General features: G+C 71.9%; 13 protein-coding genes and 2 pseudogenes. 6 read left to right on the top strand and 9 right to left on the bottom strand.

What is annotated here, in order from left to right; all coding sequences use genetic code 11:
• Nucleotides 1-190: hypothetical protein (locus ACGFSH_RS33920; protein WP_393355385.1), on the top strand; the 190-nt coding region annotated here is incomplete at its 5' end.
• A 156-nt stretch (nucleotides 191-346) separates the two neighbouring features.
• Here ACGFSH_RS33920 and ACGFSH_RS33915 read toward each other — a convergent pair.
• From ACGFSH_RS33915 to thyX, 3 genes are all read right to left on the bottom strand, one after another.
• Nucleotides 347-2,032 carry a ribonuclease J gene (locus tag ACGFSH_RS33915; protein WP_393355383.1) on the bottom strand — a complete coding sequence of 562 codons (1,686 nt, stop codon included), beginning with the start codon at nucleotides 2,030-2,032 and terminating at the stop codon, nucleotides 347-349.
• A 128-nt stretch (nucleotides 2,033-2,160) separates the two neighbouring features.
• Nucleotides 2,161-3,060 (bottom strand): 4-hydroxy-tetrahydrodipicolinate synthase, encoded by a 900-nt coding sequence (gene dapA, locus ACGFSH_RS33910; RefSeq protein ID WP_393355381.1) that lies wholly within the window; start codon nucleotides 3,058-3,060, stop codon nucleotides 2,161-2,163.
• Nucleotides 3,061-3,262: 202 nt separating this feature from the next.
• The gene (gene thyX / locus ACGFSH_RS33905) at nucleotides 3,263-4,003 is read right to left on the bottom strand and encodes an FAD-dependent thymidylate synthase (protein ID WP_393355379.1); all 741 of its coding nucleotides are present in this window, start codon (nucleotides 4,001-4,003) and stop codon (nucleotides 3,263-3,265) included.
• Nucleotides 4,004-4,208: 205 nt separating this feature from the next.
• On the opposite strand from thyX, the gene ACGFSH_RS33900 reads away from it, so the two are divergent.
• Both ACGFSH_RS33900 and ACGFSH_RS33895 read left to right on the top strand, forming a co-directional pair.
• Nucleotides 4,209-4,445, top strand: a complete 237-nt coding sequence (locus ACGFSH_RS33900; RefSeq protein WP_393355376.1) for a hypothetical protein — start codon at nucleotides 4,209-4,211, stop codon at nucleotides 4,443-4,445.
• A gap of 101 nt (nucleotides 4,446-4,546) precedes the next feature.
• Nucleotides 4,547-5,098 (top strand): hypothetical protein, encoded by a 552-nt coding sequence (locus ACGFSH_RS33895; RefSeq protein WP_393355374.1) that lies wholly within the window; start codon nucleotides 4,547-4,549, stop codon nucleotides 5,096-5,098.
• Between the two features lie 93 nt (nucleotides 5,099-5,191).
• On the opposite strand, the gene ACGFSH_RS33890 is transcribed toward ACGFSH_RS33895, so the two are convergent.
• The 5 genes from ACGFSH_RS33890 to rpsO all read right to left on the bottom strand — a co-directional run bounded on the left by ACGFSH_RS33890 (nucleotide 5,192) and on the right by rpsO (nucleotide 10,821).
• Entirely contained in the window at nucleotides 5,192-5,647 is a 456-nt protein-coding gene (locus tag ACGFSH_RS33890) for a hypothetical protein (protein ID WP_393355372.1), read from the bottom strand.
• 12 nt (nucleotides 5,648-5,659) lie between these two features.
• Nucleotides 5,660-6,412: a 4-hydroxy-tetrahydrodipicolinate reductase gene (gene dapB, locus ACGFSH_RS33885; RefSeq protein WP_329414243.1), complete on the bottom strand. Its 753-nt coding sequence runs from the start codon at nucleotides 6,410-6,412 to the stop codon at nucleotides 5,660-5,662.
• Nucleotides 6,413-6,514: 102 nt separating this feature from the next.
• A complete protein-coding gene (locus tag ACGFSH_RS33880) occupies nucleotides 6,515-7,894 on the bottom strand; it encodes a M16 family metallopeptidase (RefSeq protein ID WP_393355369.1) in 1,380 nt (459 codons plus the stop codon).
• The gene (locus ACGFSH_RS33875) at nucleotides 7,891-10,110 is read right to left on the bottom strand and encodes a polyribonucleotide nucleotidyltransferase (RefSeq protein ID WP_069773759.1); all 2,220 of its coding nucleotides are present in this window, start codon (nucleotides 10,108-10,110) and stop codon (nucleotides 7,891-7,893) included. Before ACGFSH_RS33875 ends, ACGFSH_RS33880 begins: the two co-directional genes overlap by 4 nt.
• 423 nt (nucleotides 10,111-10,533) lie before the next feature.
• Nucleotides 10,534-10,821 carry a 30S ribosomal protein S15 gene (gene rpsO / locus ACGFSH_RS33870; protein WP_003993372.1) on the bottom strand — a complete coding sequence of 96 codons (288 nt, stop codon included), beginning with the start codon at nucleotides 10,819-10,821 and terminating at the stop codon, nucleotides 10,534-10,536.
• A gap of 502 nt (nucleotides 10,822-11,323) precedes the next feature.
• On the opposite strand from rpsO, the gene ACGFSH_RS33865 reads away from it, so the two are divergent.
• A complete protein-coding gene (locus ACGFSH_RS33865; RefSeq protein WP_393355391.1) occupies nucleotides 11,324-11,674 on the top strand; it encodes a DUF397 domain-containing protein in 351 nt (116 codons plus the stop codon).
• A 114-nt stretch (nucleotides 11,675-11,788) separates the two neighbouring features.
• On the opposite strand, the pseudogene eccD reads toward ACGFSH_RS33865, so the two are convergent.
• Nucleotides 11,789-13,270 (bottom strand): annotated as a pseudogene (gene eccD, locus ACGFSH_RS33860) (type VII secretion integral membrane protein EccD).
• Nucleotides 13,271-13,291: 21 nt separating this feature from the next.
• Between eccD and ACGFSH_RS33855 the strand changes: the two are divergent.
• Nucleotides 13,292-13,816 (top strand): annotated as a pseudogene (locus tag ACGFSH_RS33855) (hypothetical protein); the annotation flags it as partial.
• Nucleotides 13,817-14,180: 364 nt separating this feature from the next.
• Nucleotides 14,181-17,648, top strand: a complete 3,468-nt coding sequence (locus tag ACGFSH_RS33850; RefSeq protein WP_393355366.1) for an SCO5717 family growth-regulating ATPase — start codon at nucleotides 14,181-14,183, stop codon at nucleotides 17,646-17,648.
• Nucleotides 17,649-17,728: the final 80 nt, after the last annotated feature.

The raw sequence follows: 17,728 nt of genomic DNA, 5'->3' as shown, positions 1-17,728 counted from the left end.
TCTCAAGGAACGGACGCTTCCTTTGTACTCACCCGAACTTCTCGGGCTTTCCTCCGGGCGCTTCCCTTCGGTCTTGCGTTTCCGACTCTATCAGACCTTTTCTCGATCCGATTTCCTCGGTGCTTTCCAGGTTCCCGCTTTTGTTTCGCGGTTTCCTTTCCGGCGGTTCCGACTTTATCAGAAGTTCTGAGTCGGTTTTCCCGGCCCCTCCCGGGTTCGGTCCCGACGCGCAAGGCGTCGAGGCGTTCCCGCTCGGGCGGAGCCGTAAACGTACTGGAGCGGGGCTGCCCGATGCAAATCGGGTGGCCCCGCTCCGGGTTCACCTGTACGGCGGGTCGTGCGCCCGTCAGACCTCGACGACGACCGGGAGGATCATCGGCCTGCGGCGATAGGTGTCGGAGACCCACTTGCCCAGCGTGCGACGGATGAGCTGCTGGAGCTGATGCGGCTCCACGACGCCGTCCTGGGCGGAGCGTTCCAGGACCTCGGCGATCTTCGGGGTGACGGCCGAGAAGGCCGAGTCCTCGATGCCCGAGCCGCGGGCCTGGATGTGCGGACCGCCCGTGATCTTGCCGGTGGAGGAGTCCACGACGACGAAGACCGAGATGATGCCCTCGTCGCCGAGGATCTTCCGGTCCTTCAGGGCCGGCTCGCCCACGTCCCCGACCGACAGGCCGTCGACGTACACATAGCCCGCCTGCACCTTGCCGGTGATCTTGGCCTTGCCCTCGACGAGGTCGACGACGACGCCGTCCTCCGCGATGACGATGCGGTCGTGCGGGACGCCGGTCAGGGCTCCCAGCTCGGCGTTGGCGCGCAGATGACGCCACTCGCCGTGGACCGGCATCAGGTTCTTCGGGCGGCAGATGTTGTAGAAGTACAGCAGCTCACCCGCGGACGCGTGGCCCGAGACGTGCACCTTGGCGTTGCCCTTGTGGACGACGTTGGCTCCCCAGCGCGTCAGGCCGTTGATCACCCGGTAGACCGCGTTCTCGTTGCCGGGGATGAGCGACGAGGCCAGGATCACCGTGTCGCCGGGGACGATCCGGATCTGGTGGTCGCGATTGGCCATCCGGGACAGGGCCGCCATCGGCTCGCCCTGGGAACCCGTGCAGACCAGGACCACCTCGTGGTCTGGGAGGTCGTCGAGCGTCTTGACGTCCACGACCAGGCCCGGCGGGACCTTCAGATAGCCGAGGTCACGGGCGATGCCCATGTTGCGGCCCATCGAGCGGCCCACGAAGGCGACGCGGCGGCCGTACTCGTGCGCGGTGTCGAGGATCTGCTGGATGCGGTGGACGTGGCTCGCGAAGCTGGCCACGATGATCCGCTTGCGGGCGTTCGCGAAGACCGTGCGCAGGACGTTGGAGATGTCCCGCTCGGGCGGCACGAAACCGGGGACCTCGGCGTTCGTCGAGTCGGAGAGGAGGAGGTCGATCCCCTCCTCGCTCAGACGTGCGAACGCGTGCAGGTCGGTGAGGCGGCCGTCCAGCGGGAGCTGGTCCATCTTGAAGTCGCCCGTGTGGACCGCCATGCCGGCCGGCGTGCGGATGGCGACCGCGAGAGCGTCCGGGATGGAGTGGTTGACGGCGATGAACTCGCAGTCGAACGGGCCGATGCGCTCCCGGTGCCCCTCCGTCACCTCGAGGGTGTACGGGCGGATCCGGTGCTCCTGGAGCTTGGCCTCGATCAGCGCGAGGGTCAGCTTGGAGCCGATCAGCGGGATGTCCGCCTTCTCCCTGAGGAGGTAGGGGACGGCGCCGATGTGGTCTTCGTGACCATGGGTGAGGACGATGCCCTCGATGTCGTCGAGGCGGTTCCTGATGGACGTGAAGTCCGGCAGGATCAGATCGATCCCGGGCTGCTCCTCCTCGGGGAAGAGCACACCGCAGTCGACGATCAGCAGACGGCCGCCGAACTCGAAGACCGTCATGTTCCGGCCGATCTCACCGAGGCCGCCCAGCGGCGTGACGCGCAGGCCGCCCTCCGGCAGTGGCGGCGGCGGGGCGAGTTGTGGATGCGGATGACTCAAAAGACCCTCCTCAAACACGCGCGCCACGTACCGGTGGGCACGTGGCGCGCATGACGTTCGTGCAGAAGCAGTTGTCGTTGTGGATCGCAGGCACCGGTGGCCTGCTTATTCAGTTGTGAAGTCCGTTGTCAGAGCTGTACCCCGCCCGCGGCAAGATCGATCTTGAGCTGTTCGACCTCTTCGGGCGAGCACTCGACCATGGGTGAGCGCAGCGGTCCGGCGGGCAGACCCTGGAGCGCGAGCGCGGCCTTGGTCGTCATGACGCCCTGGGTGCGGAACATGCCCGTGTAGACGGGCAGCAGCTTCTGGTGGATCTCGGTGGCCTTCTGCACGTCGCCGGCGGTGAACGCCTCGACGAGGGCGCGCAGGTCCGGGGTGACCACGTGGCCGACCACCGAGACGAAGCCGACCGCGCCCACGGAGAGCAGCGGCAGGTTCAGCATGTCGTCGCCGGAGTACCAGGCGAGGCCGGAGCGCGCGATGGCCCAGCTCGCGCGGCCCAGGTCGCCCTTGGCGTCCTTGTTGGCGACGATCCGCGGGTGCTCGGCGAGCCGGACCAGCGTCTCGGTGCTGATCGGGACGCCGCTGCGGCCGGGGATGTCGTAGAGCATGGCCGGCAGGGCGGTGGCGTCCGCGACGGTCGTGAAGTGCCGGTACAGGCCCTCTTGCGGGGGCTTGTTGTAGTACGGGGTGACGACCAGCAGGCCGTGCGCGCCCGTCTTCTCCGCCGTCCGGGCCAGCTCCACGCTGTGTCGGGTGTCGTTGGTGCCGACTCCCGCGACGACGTGGGCGCGGTCTCCGACGGCCTCCAGGACGGCTCGTACCAGGTCCGATTTCTCCGCGTCACTGGTGGTGGGGGACTCGCCGGTGGTGCCGTTGACGATCAGGCCGTCGTTGCCTGCGTCCACCAGGTGGGCGGCGAGCCGCTGGGCGCCGTCGAGGTCGAGTGCGCCGTCCGCCGTGAAGGGCGTGACCATGGCGGTGAGGACCCGCCCGAAGGGGGTCTGCGGAGTGGAGGTCGGAGCCATGGGTGACACGCTACTCGTTGCTCACCGCGGGGTCTGCCCACGGGGTCCGGAAGGTCATGACAAAAGAGGAGCCCGGCACTGCCTGCTCGGGGGTTCAAGCAGTGCCGGGTCCGTTTGATCAGGCTAGATGAACTTCTCTAAATGCCGCAATACGGACACTTCGCACGGATGATCCGTACATACGTCTCCGTGACCGCCTCCCTCAGGGGGCCACCCGGCCGTTGGCGTTGAAGGCGGCGTAGGTGAGGGGCATGAGCCGGGACCATTCGGCCTCCATCTTCTCGCCCACCATCTCGATCTCCCGCTGCGGGAACGAGGGGACCTTCGCCAGTTCGTGCTGGGTGCGCAGGCCCAGGAAATGCATCAGGGAGCGCGCGTTGCAGGTGGCGTACATCGAGGAGAAGAGGCCGACGGGCAGGACCGCGCGGGCCACCTCACGGGCGACCCCGGCGGCGAGCATCTCCTGGTAGGCCTGGTAGGCCTGGCGGTAGGAGTCCTCCATGGTGCGGCTGACGAGTTCCTGCTGGTCCTCGGTGCCCTCGACGAAGATGTACTTGCCGGGCCGTCCCTGCTGGACGAGCTTGCGGTCCTCGCCGGGGACGTAGAAGACGGGCTGGAGCTCGCGGTAGCGCCCCGACTCCTCGTTGTAGGACCAGCCCACGCGGTGCCGCATGAACTCGCGGAACACGAAGATCGGGGCGCTGATGAAGAACGTCATCGAGTTGTGCTCGAACGGGCTGCCGTGCCGGTCGCGCATCAGGTAGTTGATCAGGCCCTTCGAGCGTTCCGGGTCCTTGCCCAGCTCGTCCAGGGACTGCTCGCCGACGGTCGAGACGCGGGCGGCGAAGAGCACGTCGGCGTCGGACGCGGTGTGCTTGACCAGCTCGACGGTGACGTCGCTGCGGAAGCCTGGCTTGAGGTCGTCGGCGGGGCTGTCGGTCACGGTGCGGGGGTCCTTCCGTCGCGTCTTCGGAGCGGCGACAACTCTACGGGGACCGCCGGGGCGGGCTTCCGTCGGCGTGCCCGGAGGATTCGTGCGGGACGTCTGCCGATATGGGGCACGTTTTCGGGCACTCGCTCGTCTGAACCAGTGACGAGGTCCCCCTCGGCAGCGTCCTCACGACTTCTCCCAGGAGGAAGTACCCACCATGTTCCGCCGGCGCGAGCCCGTACCCTTCGCCTTTCTCGCCGAGGCCGACAGGTTCCGTAGCAATGTCACTCCCCCGCCTCCCGAACGGTCCTCGGTGAGCCAGATAGCCGGGCGCTGGCTGCTGGGGCTCACCATCGTGGCCGCGCTGGTGGGCTCGCTGGTCGTCGGGATGCCGGCGCTGAGCCAGAACCAGCCCGCGCAGGGACCGCAGCCGCAGGCGGTGCAGGGGCGCTGAGCACCACGCCGCCGCCATCCGGCCCCCGAAGGTGGTGAGCCGGGACACAGCCGGATAGCCTCACCGGGCACAGCCCACGCATGGACGAGTGAGGACCAGCCGTGCCCCTGCCCTTCCTGACGGCCGACCGCGCGTTCGAGACGGCGGACGACGTCGCGTTGCCCTTCGACGACCGCGACCGCTGGCGGCGCCCCTACCGGCCAGGTCCGTGGCGGGTCGGCGCGGCCGCGCTGGTGTTGCTGCTCGCCTCGTACGTGCTGTTCGCGGCCGTCATCATCGCCCTGACCGGATCGGTGTCCGAGGCGGGGACGGTCTTCGGCTGCTCGCTCCTCGTGATCGCCGCCGCCCTGCGGCTGCTGCGCGTCGGCGTGTGGGTGAGCGACCGCGGACTGCGCCATGTGAGCTTCCTGCGCACGCGCACCCTGCCGTGGGAGCGGGTTCTCGCCGTGCGCACGGTCCAGCAGCCGGTGCGCTGGCTCGGGCTGCCGCGGACCGTGCAGGGCGAGGCGCTGACCGTCGTGCGGCGGGACGCGCCCGGCGAGGCGGCGCCGTTGCTCACCACGCACGGGGCGGACTTCCTGGCGCGCCCCGAGGCGTTCGACCGGGCGGCCGACTCGGTCGAGGCGTGGGCGTCGGAGAACCGGCGCGGCTGAGTCCGCGCAGAGGGACGTCAGGGGCCGGCCCGCGGTGTCGCGGGCCGGCCCCTTTCGTGTGCGTGCGGTCGCGGCCGCCGGTGTGCCCGCTGTTCAGGCGGTGTGGACCGGCTTGCCGTCGTGCAGGGCGATCGCGCGCTGCATCGCCTTGCGGGCCCGGGGGGTGTCGCGGGCGTCGTGGTAGGCGACGGCGAGCCGGAACCAGGTGCGCCAGTCCCCCGGCGCGGCCTCCGTCTCGGCCTTGCGCCGGGCGAACACCTCGTCGGCCGAGTCGCGGTCGACCCGGCCGCCGGGGGTGCGCTTCAGCTCGTCGACGGGCAGGCCGCCCTCGGCGTCGAGTTCGGCGGCGAGAGCGTTGGCCCGGCGGACGAACTGGGTGTTCTTCCACAGGAACCAGACGCCGATGACCGGCAGGATGAGCACCGCCACGCCGAAGGTGACGGTCAGAAGCGTGCCGGACTGGATGAGCATGACGCCGCGGCTGCCGACCAGGACGAAGTAGAAGACCAGGACGGCGGCCGTGACGGCATAGGAGATCTTCGCGCGCATGACGTCACAGGCTCAGTTCAGGTCCAGGAAGTGTTCCAGGCCGAAGGTGAGGCCCGGCGTGGACACCACCTTGCGGGCGCCCAGCAGGATGCCCGGCATGAAGCTGCTGTGGTGCAGCGAGTCGTGGCGGACGGTGAGGGTCTCGCCCTCGCCGCCCAGCAGGACCTCCTGATGGGCCAGCAGTCCGCGCAGCCGGACGGCGTGCACGGGGATGCCGTCCACGTTCGCGCCGCGCGCCCCGTCCAGGCCCGTCTCGGTGGCGTCCGGCGCCGGTGCGGTGCCCGCGTCGCGGCGGGCCGCGGCGATGAGCTGGGCGGTGCGCGTGGCGGTGCCGGAGGGGGCGTCCACCTTCTTGGGGTGGTGCAGTTCCACGACCTCGACGGACTCGAAGTAAGGCGCGGCGATCTGCGCGAACTTCATGGTGAGGACGGCCCCGATGGAGAAGTTGGGCGCGATGAGCACGCCCGTGCGGGGGGAGGCGTCCAGCCAGCCGCCGAGTTGCGCGAGGCGTTCGTCGGTCCAGCCGGTGGTGCCGACGACGGCGTGGATGCCGTGTCCGACGCAGAACTCCAGGTTGTCCATGACGGAGGCCGGGGTGGTCAGCTCGACGGCGACCTGGGCGCCGGTCTCCGTCAGCGTCTCCAGCTTGTCGCCGCGGCCGAGGGCGGCCACCAGTTCCATGTCCTCGGCGGCCTCGACCGCCCGGACCGCCTCGGAGCCGATCCGGCCGTTGGCGCCGAGGACGGCCACGCGCAGCTTGCTCATCTCTGTGCTTCCTTACCGAAGATGCCTGCCGGGTGTGCTTACCGGGAGGTGCGTACCGAAGGTGCTTGCGGAGGTGGTGGTGCCTGCCCCGGCCGGGCCGGGTCAGGCGACCGCGTCGTGCAGGCGGGCGGCCTGCTTGTCCTTGAGCGGGCCGATGACCGACAGCGACGGCCGTCGGCCCAGGATGTCGCGGGCCACCGAACGGACTTCGTCCGGGGTCACGGCGGCGATCCGGGCGAGCATGTCGTCGACCGACATCTGCTCGCCCCAGCACAGCTCGCTCTTGCCGATGCGGTTCATCAGCGCGCCGGTGTCCTCCAGGCCGAGGACCGTGGAGCCCCTCACCTGGCCGATCGCGCGGGCGATCTCGTCGTCCGACAGACCGTGCTCGGCGACCTGGTCGAGTTCGTCGCGGCAGATCTTCAGGACGTCGTGCACCTGTGAGGGCCGGCAGCCCGCGTAGACGCCGAAGAGACCGCAGTCGGCGAAGCCCGAGGTGTACGAGTACACGCTGTAGGCCAGGCCGCGCTTCTCGCGGACCTCCTGGAAGAGCCGGGAGGACATGCCGCCGCCCAGGGCGGTGTTCAGCACGCCGAGCGCCCAGCGGCGGTCGTCCGTGCGGGCCAGGCCGGGCATGCCGAGGACGACGTGCGCCTGTTCCGTCTTGCGGCCGATCAGCTCGACGCGGCCCGAGGTGCGGATCGCGCGCCGGCCGTCGCGCGGGGCGATGGGCGCGGCGTCGGCGCTCCTGAAGGCGCCGGCCTTGTCGAAGGCGGCGCGGACCTGGCGCACGACCTTGTTGTGGTCGATGTTGCCGGCGGCCGCGACGACCAGGTGGGTGGGGTCGTAGTGCTTCTTGTAGAAGCGGCGGATGCGGTCGGCGGTGAGGGCGTTGACCGTGTCGACGGTGCCGAGGACCGGGCGGCCCAGGGCGGTGTCCCCGAACATCGTCTGCGCGAACAGGTCGTGCACGCAGTCGCCGGGGTCGTCGTCGGTCATGGCGATCTCTTCGAGGATCGCCCCGCGCTCGACGTTGACGTCCTCCTCGCGGATGAGCGAGCCGGTCAGCATGTCGCAGACGACGTCGATGGCGAGCGGCAGGTCGGTGTCGAGCACGCGCGCGTAGTAGCACGTGTACTCCTTCGCCGTGAACGCGTTCATCTCGCCGCCGACGGCGTCTATGGCGGAGGAGATGTCCAGCGCGGACCTGCGGTTCGTCCCCTTGAAGAGGAGGTGCTCCAGGTAGTGCGTGGCGCCGTTCAGGGACGGCGTCTCGTCGCGGGAGCCGACGTGCGCCCAGATGCCGAAGGTGGCGGAGCGGACCGAGGGGAGGGTCTCGGTGACGATGCGCAGGCCGCCCGGGAGGGTGGTCTTGCGGACGACGCCGATGCCGGCCGTGCCCTTGATCAGGGTTTGGGTACGGGCGACGGCCCGCGCCTCCGAAGAGGTGCGGGCCGTCGCCTGGGAGCTACTCGACGTCACTTGTCGGAGTCGTCCTTCGTGTCCTCAGCAGCTTCCTCGCCCTCGATCACGGGGATCAGGGAGAGCTTGCCGCGCGAGTCGATCTCGGCGATCTCGACCTGGACCTTGGAGCCCACACCGAGCACGTCCTCGACGTTCTCCACGCGCTTGCCGCCGGCGAGCTTGCGGATCTGCGAGATGTGCAGCAGACCGTCCTTGCCCGGGAGCAGCGACACGAACGCACCGAAGGTCGTGGTCTTGACGACCGTGCCCAGGTAGCGCTCGCCGACCTCCGGCATGGTCGGGTTGGCGATGCCGTTGATCGTGGCGCGGGCGGCCTCGGCCTGCGAGCCGACCTGGGCACCGATGTAGATGGTGCCGTCGTCCTCGATCGTGATCTCGGCGCCGGTGTCCTCCTGGATCTGGTTGATCATCTTGCCCTTCGGGCCGATGACCTCGCCGATCTTGTCCACGGGGATCTTGACGGTGATGATCCGCGGGGCGTTGGGGGACATCTCGTCCGGCGTGTCGATCGCTTCCATCATCACGTCGAGGATGTGGAGGCGGGCGTCGCGGGCCTGCTTGAGGGCCGCGGCCAGGACGGAGGCCGGGATGCCGTCCAGCTTGGTGTCGAGCTGGAGGGCGGTGACGAACTCCTTGGTGCCGGCGACCTTGAAGTCCATGTCGCCGAAGGCGTCCTCCGCACCGAGGATGTCGGTGAGGGCGACGTAGTGCGTCTCGCCGTTGATCTCCTGGGAGATCAGGCCCATGGCGATGCCGGCGACGGGGGCCTTGAGGGGCACACCGGCGTTCAGCAGCGACATGGTGGAGGCGCAGACCGAGCCCATGGACGTCGAGCCGTTGGAGCCGAGGGCCTCGGACACCTGACGGATCGCGTAGGGGAACTCCTCGCGCGTCGGCAGGACCGGCACGATGGCGCGCTCGGCGAGCGCGCCGTGGCCGATCTCGCGGCGCTTCGGGGAGCCGACGCGGCCGGTCTCGCCGACGGAGTACGGCGGGAAGTTGTAGTTGTGCATGTAGCGCTTGCGGGTCACCGGGGAGAGGGTGTCCAGCTGCTGCTCCATGCGGAGCATGTTGAGGGTGGTGACGCCCAGGATCTGGGTCTCGCCACGCTCGAACAGCGCCGAGCCGTGCACGCGCGGGATGGCCTCGACCTCGGCGGCGAGCGTACGGATGTCCGTGACGCCGCGGCCGTCGATGCGCTTCTTCTCCTTGATCACGCGCTCGCGGACGAGCTGCTTGGTCAGGGAGCGGTACGCGGCGGAGATCTCCTTCTCGCGGCCCTCGAACTCCGGCAGGAGCTTCTCGGCGGCGAGCGCCTTGACGCGGTCCAGCTCGGCCTCGCGGTCCTGCTTGCCCGCGATGGTCAGCGCGGAGGCCAGCTCCGGGCGGACGGCGGCGGACAGCGCCTCCAGGATGTCGTCCTGGTAGTCGAGGAAGACCGGGAACTCGCCGGTGGGCTTGGCGGCCTTGGCGGCGAGGTCGGCCTGGGCCTTGCAGAGCACCTTGATGAAGGGCTTCGCGGCGTCCAGACCGGAGGCGACGACCTCCTCGGTCGGCGCCTCGGCGCCGCCCGCGACGAGCTGGATGGTCTTCTCGGTGGCCTCGGCCTCGACCATCATGATCGCGACGTCGCCGTCCTCCAGGACGCGGCCGGCGACCACCATGTCGAAGACAGCGTCCTCGAGTTCGGTGTGCGTCGGGAACGCGACCCACTGGCCGTTGATCAGCGCGACGCGGACGCCGCCGATCGGGCCGGAGAAGGGCAGGCCGGCCAGCTGCGTCGACGCGGAGGCGGCGTTGATCGCCACGACGTCGTACAGGTGGTCGGGGTTGAGCGCCATGATCGTGGCGACGACCTGGATCTCGTTGCGCAGGCCCTTCTTGAAGGACGGGCGCAGCGGGCGGTCGATCAGCCGGCAGGTGAGGATGGCGTCCTCGGAGGGACGGCCCTCACGGCGGAAGAAGCTGCCGGGGATCTTGCCGGCGGCGTACATCCGCTCCTCGACGTCCACCGTGAGGGGGAAGAAGTCGAGCTGGTCCTTGGGGTTCTTGGAGGCGGTGGTGGCCGACAGCACCATGGTGTCGTCGTCCAGGTACGCCACGGCGGAGCCGGCGGCCTGCTTGGCCAGGCGGCCCGTCTCGAAGCGGATGGTGCGGGTGCCGAAGGAGCCGTTGTCGATGACGGCCTCGGCGTAGTGGGTCTCGTTCTCCACTAGCGAATTCTCCTCGTCTTCGTCCCTCGCTGCCCGTGTGGCAGGGGGACGGTTGCGGAGAAGCGCTCCGTTCGGTGCGGGCCGGTCTTCGATCGAAGCACCCGGGTTTCTCTGTCCCGGGGGCCACTACCGAGGACCGGCGGCGGTGCGGTGCGCTTCTCCTCGTTCGGTGTGCGTGGTGACGTGTACCCGCAGCGAGCACACGTCATCACGCTGGGTCGTACGTCCTGCGTCGTGCTACCACACTACAAAGCGTGGGTGACACTCCGCACGTTTCCGCGACCGGCAGGGCGTACGACGGACCCTGCCGGGATGCGTCCCGCGGCTGCACGACCGGCGTGAGCCGCGTACAGCGGTTGCGAGCCGTGTACAGCAAAAGGGAGCGGTCCCGATGCTGCCGGGAACCGCTCCCCTCACGGCGTCCTACTTGGCGCCCGCCGCACCGCGGCGGATGCCGAGGCGGTCGACCAGCGCACGGAAGCGCTGGATGTCCTTCTTGGCGAGGTACTGCAGCAGGCGGCGACGCTGACCGACCAGGATCAGCAGACCACGACGGGAGTGGTGGTCGTGCTTGTGCGTCTTGAGGTGCTCGGTCAGGTCCGAGATCCGGCGCGACAGCATGGCGACCTGGACCTCGGGGGAGCCGGTGTCGCCCTCCTTCTGGCCGAACTCGGTGATGATCTGCTTCTTCGTAGCGGCGTCGAGCGGCACGCGTACTCCTCGTAGTCTTTTCAGTGGCCACCGAGTGCCCCCGGTCTGTGTCTCGGGGGAGCTTCCGTTACTCGGGAGGCGGGGATCCGCTGAGCGCGACCTCCAGAACCTCAGGCACTGCCTCAGGGCGCTTCCGGGGGTGCGTACACAAACGGCCGAGAGCCAGGGTATCAGGCCGTTCCGCCGGGCTTGTCCGGGAGGGTCCGGGGGGGGCGCGGCACGGGCGGGCGAGCGCCGCGCGGGCGGGTCGCTCGCCGGGGGCGGCGCGTGGGCAGGGCCGCGGTGGGGCTGGAGTGTCCACCTCGCCGGGTGGGGGCAGTGTAGGGGGCGTGATGCCGGGCCGGAACGTAAAGGAGGAACCTCTGAGCTGGGAGAACTGCGGCAAGTAGGGTGACGCCACAGCTCGTTGGCACAGCGGGAACAGAGGGAAGGGTCGGAGCCGATCATGGCCGATGACATGGCCGAAGCCGAGAAGACCGGGCGGACCGGACCGGTGGGACAGGTGGGACGGGCCGGGAACGCCCAGCAGGCTGCGCATGCCGGGGGCGCGGGGAGCGCCGGGGGCGCCGAGGCGGCCGAGACCGCGGCGGCCGTCCGGGCGCGCAAGGACCGGGAGCGGGACGAGCTCTACGCGCTCGACATCTCCGGCGTCGAGTGGCAGTGCGCGCCGGGCACGGAGCAGCACGAGGAGCGCGTGGAGATCGCCCACCTGCCCGAGGGCGCCGTGGCGATGCGGTCGTCGCTCGACCCGGAGACGGTGCTTCGCTACACCGAGGCGGAATGGCGGGCCTTCGTGCTCGGCGCCCGCGACGGCGAGTTCGACCTGGAGCCGGCGCCGGGGGACAAAAGCTGAGAGCGGGACGGCGGGAGCCCGGTGCGGTCCGGGTCCGGTGAGGCGGTGCGGAGGTGAGCGGCCGGGGCGGCGATCGTCACGGTCGCTCTCCGCGTCCGGGTGCGGGCCAGCCGGTCAGCCGGTCATCGAGCGCGCGGTGGCGTAGACGTCGAAGACGGCCAGCGCCGGCGGCACCAAGGTCAGCAGGACGAAGCCCTCGGCGATCTCCATGAACCGGCCCCAGAACGGTGTGAGAGCGCCGCGGGAGCTGATCAGGCCGATCGAGGTGACGATCGCGGAGGCTGCGGCGATCGCCGCGACGAGCCAGATCGTGCGAAGGTCCAGGTCGGTGCGGTCGCCCGTCAGCGCGGCGTGGACCACCGGGTGGGGCGGGCTCAGCGCCAGACCGAGACCGAGCAGGACGAGGGAACCGAGGCCCGCGGCCAGCACGGGGGCGACCTGCGCGGTGTAGCGGAAGAGGTGCGCACGCATCAGCAGGGCGATGCCCGTGGCCAGGGCGAGGAGCTGCGCCCAGACGTCGTCGGAGAAGCCGAGCACGGCGCAGCCGCCGACGAGGCCCACCAGGAGTTCGTGGCCGCGGCGGGCCTGGGCGGCGATCCGTTCGGCGTCGACCGGCTCCCGGGGCGTGGGCTCGGCGCCGTACGCGCTGCGCGCGCCGGAGTCCGGGGCGTCGAAGCCGATCGGCAGGCGGGCGAAGCGCATGGACAGGCCGGGCAGGAAGGCCTGGGCGCCCACGCCGACGGGTGCGCACAGAGCGGCCGTCTCGGCGGGGGTCCAGTGCGCGAGGATCGCCGCGAAGGCCGCCGTCATTCCCGTCCCGGAGGCGACCGCGAAGGCGACGAAGGGGCCGTCCCCGCGGGGTGAGCACAGGGTGAGCAGGACCGAGGCCAGCAGGACCGCGGCGCAGGCCGGCAGGAACTGGAGCCGGCCGATGCCCTGGCCGTCGGCGAGCGGGAGGAGGCCGGAGCCCGCGACCGCCACGTTGGGCAGCGCACCGAGACCTAGGGCCACGGCGGAGCCGCGGTCGTCGTAGACGCGGGCCCGGACGCAGGCGAGGGCGACCAGCAGGACGCCGACGACCGCGGCGAGGACGCCGGGCAGGCTGTTCATGTCGTGGCGCGGGTCGCCGTTCCAGGCCACGAAGGCGAGCAGGGCCGGCAGGACGCCTCCGCCCACGAGGCCCGCGGCGCGGGTCAGTTGGCCGCTCCACAGGGTGTGCTCGCGGGTCACCGCGGCGGCGACCGCCTCGGAGACGTCGTCGAAGACCGCGGGCGGCAGGGACGCGGAGAAGGGGCGCCAGGGTGAGGAGTTCGCCGTCGAGGATGTGCTGGGCGGCGAACGACCGTGAGCTGTCGAGGACGGTTCCGTCCCGGCGGACCAGGTGGTAGCCGACCGGGGCGCCTTCGGCGGGGCTCTGCCGGGTGAGCCGGAGGATCTCCGGGTAGGTGTCGGCGACGGGGACGTCGTCGGGCAGCGCCACGTCGATCCGGCTGTCGGGGGCGACGATGGTGACCGGCAGGAGCCGAGCCCCGTCCTCGCCGTGGGCGCGGCGCCGCGCCCTTCTCCGGTGGCTGCCGCGGAGGCCGCGATACTCACCTGCTGCTCCCCCTCCGTGATGTGATCGGGGGGTTGTGGACGGCGCAGGTGCCGGCGCTCAGGGCGGCGGCGACCGGGGCGCGGGTCACCGTGGAGACGGGGCGGCCGCAGGCCTGGGTGCAGATGCTGCACGCGATGGGCGGCGGGCAGAACGGGCCGGCCGTGCACGAGGTGGGACGGGTGCCTCCGCAGGGCGCTTCGGCGGGCACGCCGGTGCTGGTGGTGCGGGACTGCGGGATGCGGCCGCCGCGGGGGCGGGTCGTCTCCGGGCCCTGGCAGGCCGTGTTGACGCTGCTGCCGTATCTCAGCCCGGTCGCCCCGCGTCTCATCCGGCAGGCCAGGCTGGTCGGCGTGCAGCGGATCTCGCCGGACGAAGCCGCCGAGCTGGGGCGCGCGTTGGCGCTGCCCCGTGCGGACGTGGAGGCGCTTCCCACGCTCGCCGACGGCTTGACCCTGTGGTGCGCCGAACGCGACCGGCGGTACGTGATGACGCAGCCCACGGACGCGGAGACCGGGTTGCTGGGCACACCGCGCCGCATGGACTGAACCGAGACGTCACCGAGACCTCGGGCCGCTACTCCCGCCCAGCGCGCGGCACTTCCGGTCTTTTGCCCGGTTTTCCGTGTGACGCGGGGAACTGCCGCCGCTTCGTCGTGGAGTCACCGGCGTGGTCGCGGCGTCACCGACGTGATGGACTGGTGCCGAGGGGCGGGCGGGCCTGCCTGTGCCGGGCGTCCGGTGATTAGGCTGGTGCGGGGGCGCGGTACCGGAAACCGTGGGACGGGTGTCCACGCCTCTGGGGGAGGGCCGGCGCATCGGACGACCTCAGACCGCCTCGCACACTTCGGACGACGAGAAAAACGGTCGCCCCGCCACGGCATCAGGGTGCTCGACCACTTCAGGAGGAATTGTGAGCAGCGATCGGGACGGGATCCGCGGGGGCTGGGCCACACCCGGCGATGACCAGCCCGACGCGGAGTCCTCCGTCGAGGCGACGGGCGAGTTCACCATCGACTACGCGCCGCCGGCCTGGTACACGCAGAACGCGGGCGGGGGCGCGCCGAGCGGCGCGACCGGGCCCGCAACACCCGCGGCGCCCGCGGCCGGGCATTCCGGCGCGCCCGCCGGACCCGCAGAGCCCGGCGCGCCGTTCACTCCGGTTGCTCCTGCTCCTGCTCCTGCGGCGTCCTTCGCGCCGGAGATGCCCGTGCCGCCGGGGACGCCTCCCGCGGCCGTCACACCCCCCGCACCCGCCGGGCCCGTCCCTGCGGCGCCCGCTCCGGAGCAGGCGCCGCAGGCCCCGTTCGCCGCGCCCGCGCCGCTCCCGCCGCCGGCGCACCCTATGTCGTCCGCCCCGCAGTCGCAGGCCGTGCCCGGCGTTCCGGCGGACAGCGGGTTCGAGCTCCGGCCGCCGTCGGCTCCGGCCCCCCAGCCCGTCACCGCTCCGGTGCCCGGCCCTGTGACGCCTCCGGCCGCGCAAGCGGCAGGAGAGGACGGGGACTTCGGGAACGGCGACATCGAGAGCGGCGCCACCATGCGCTTCTCTGCGGTCGCCCTCAAGCGGGAGATCGCCGAACACGCCGCCGCCGCCGCGGCAGAGCCGGTGGCTCCCGCGCAGGAAGCCGCCGCCGAGGTGCGCGAGGGTGACAAGGACGCGCCTGTCGCGCCCGAGCCCGAGCGAGGCACGGACGGGGCGCAGGGGCCGGTGGAGGGTTCCCGGCCCGCCCACGTCCCTGCCCCGGACGTGACCGAGCCGCCCGTGGGGCAGACGGAGTCGAGCGGGGCCCACGAGCCCCAGGCCACCGCTGACGCCGCCGACACTGCCGACGACGCGGGCGGGCTGGGCGCCGGCGCGGCCGGGGCCCGGCCTTCCGAGGACCCGGTGGCTCGGGAGGGCGAGGGTGCGGCTGTCGCCGTTTCCGAGGAGTCTCCCGCGGTCGGGGACGCGGTCCCCGGGCACTCCGCCGCCGAGGCTGCGTCGGACACCGCTGCCCCGCAGGCCCCGGAACCCCCGCACGTCCCCGAGCCCCCGCAAGCTGCCGAACCGTCGCAGGCTGCCGAGCGCCCGCACGCCCCGGAGCCGCAGGACGGCGTGCCCTCGGACGGTGCGCCTCAGGGCAGCGCGCCCCAGGACAGCGTGCCTCAGGACGCTCCGCCCACCGGTCCGCCCGTCTGGACTCCCCCGCCCGTCCCTCAGGGTGATCTGCCTCCGCTGCCGCCGTCGTACGAGCCGGCCGCCCCCGTTCCGGCGGCCCAGTGGCCGGCGCAGCCGGCCGATGCCTCGGCGCCCGTCCCCGCTCCCGCGCCCGCGCAGCAGCCCCCCGTTCAGCCGCAGGCGGCTCCGTCCGCGCCGGCCGGGTGGAATCCGCCGGGCCCGCAGCCGGCTCCGGCAGCACCGCAGCCCGGCTACGGCGCCCCGCAGCCCGGCGAGACCCCGGCGCCCGCGCCCGACGGCTATGGCTTCCCGCAGCCTCCGGCGCCCGCGCCGACGGCCCAGCAGGCGCCCCCCGTCCCGCAGCCCGGCTACGGTTTCCCCCAGCCCGGCGCTGCGGCGCCCGGCCCCGCGGCCCCGCCCGGCGGTTACGGCTTCCCGCAGCACGACAGCGGCCCCGTCGCGCCCCAGGCGCAGCCCGGCTACGGCTTCCCCCAGCCGCCCGCGCCCCAGCCGCAGCCCCAGGCGCAGCCCGGCTACGGCTTCCCCCAGCCGCCCGCGCCCCGGCCGCAGCCCCAGGCCCAGGCCCAGCCGCAGCCCGATGTCCAGCCGGGGGCTCCGCAGCAGCCGGACGGGGCTTTCCCGGCGGGCGCTCCTCAGGGGTTCCCCCCGGGCACTCCGCACAGCGGGGCCCCGCAGGGCCACCCGCAGGGTTTCCCCGGAGGCGTTCCGCAGCAGGCCCCGTACGCGCCTCAGGCCCCCGCGCCCGCGCCCAGACAGGCGCCGATTCCCGCACAGGCGCAGACGCCGGTGCCCGCGCCCGGTGCTGACGTGCCGTCGCAGAATCACCCGGGCACCGCACCGCAGATGCCGCAGCAGCCCGTCGACCCGCGGACCGGGGCCGCGTGGCCGCAGCCGATCCAGCACGACCAGCGGCAGCCGGTCAATCCCGGTGCCGCGCCCCTGGGTTACACGGCCGCCGTCGAGCTGTCGTCCGACCGGCTGCTCAACAACAAGAGGCAGAAGGCGAAGAGCGGGCGGCCCGCCGCCGCTTCGTCCCGGTTCAAGCTCGGCGGCAAGAAGGAAGAGGCCGAGCGGCAGCGCAAGCTGGAGCTGATCCGCACGCCGGTGCTGTCGTGCTACCGGATCGCGGTGATCAGCCTCAAGGGCGGCGTGGGCAAGACGACGACCACCACCGCCCTCGGGGCGACGCTGGCCACCGAGCGCCAGGACAAGATCCTCGCCATCGACGCCAACCCGGACGCCGGGACGCTCGGACGTCGGGTGCGCCGCGAGACCGGGGCGACGATCCGGGACCTCGTCCAGGCGATCCCGTACCTCAACTCGTACATGGACATCCGGCGGTTCACCTCCCAGGCGCCGTCCGGCCTGGAGATCATCGCCAACGACGTCGACCCGGCCGTCTCGACGACGTTCAACGACGAGGACTACCGGCGCGCGATCGACGTGCTCGGCAACCAGTACCCGATCATCCTCACCGACTCGGGCACCGGTCTGCTCTACAGCGCCATGCGCGGTGTGCTCGACCTCGCCGACCAGCTCATCATCATCTCCACGCCGTCCGTCGACGGTGCGAGCAGCGCCAGCACCACGCTGGACTGGCTGTCGGCGCACGGGTACGCCGAGTTGGTCTCACGGTCCCTCACCGTCATCTCCGGGGTGCGCGAGACCGGCAAGATGATCAAGGTGGACGACATCGTGGCGCACTTCGAGACCCGTTGCCGCGGTGTCGTCGTCGTGCCCTTCGACGAGCACCTCGCCGCCGGCGCCGAGGTCGACCTCGACATGATGCGGCCCAAGGTGCGCGAGGCGTACTTCAACCTGACGGCGTTGGTCGCGGAGGACTTCATCCGTCACCAGCAGCGCCAGGGGCTGTGGACCAGCGACGGCAACCCGCCCCCGGTGGCCGCCCCGCCCATGCCGGGTCAGCAGACGCCGGGTCAGCCGGTGCCCGGGCAGCCGTATCCGGCGCAGGCGGCCCAGCCGTACCCGCACGCTCCGCAGCCCGGCCCCGGCCAGCCCTACCCCCAGCAGGGGCAGCCCTATCCGCAGGAGCCGGGCCACTTTTATCCGCACCAGCAGCCGCCGCAGGCCCAGCAGCAGCCCCAGCCCCAGCAGCCGCACCCGGGGTATCCCCCGCCGGGCTACGGCTACCCGCAGCAGCCCCACGCGCCGCAGCCCGGGCAGCAGCCTCCGCAGCAGTAGCCGTCAAGGGGCGGCCGCCGCGGCGAGCGGTGGTCGGTGACGGCGAAGGGCGGCCGGTGTCCTGGGACACCGGCCGCCCT

Origin of the sequence: Streptomyces sp. NPDC048481, from assembly GCF_043200075.1 — a bacterium.
GTDB lineage: Bacteria > Actinomycetota > Actinomycetes > Streptomycetales > Streptomycetaceae > Streptomyces.
Note: the sequence above shows the minus strand (reverse complement) of the source record. Positions and strands in the feature narration are given on the sequence as shown.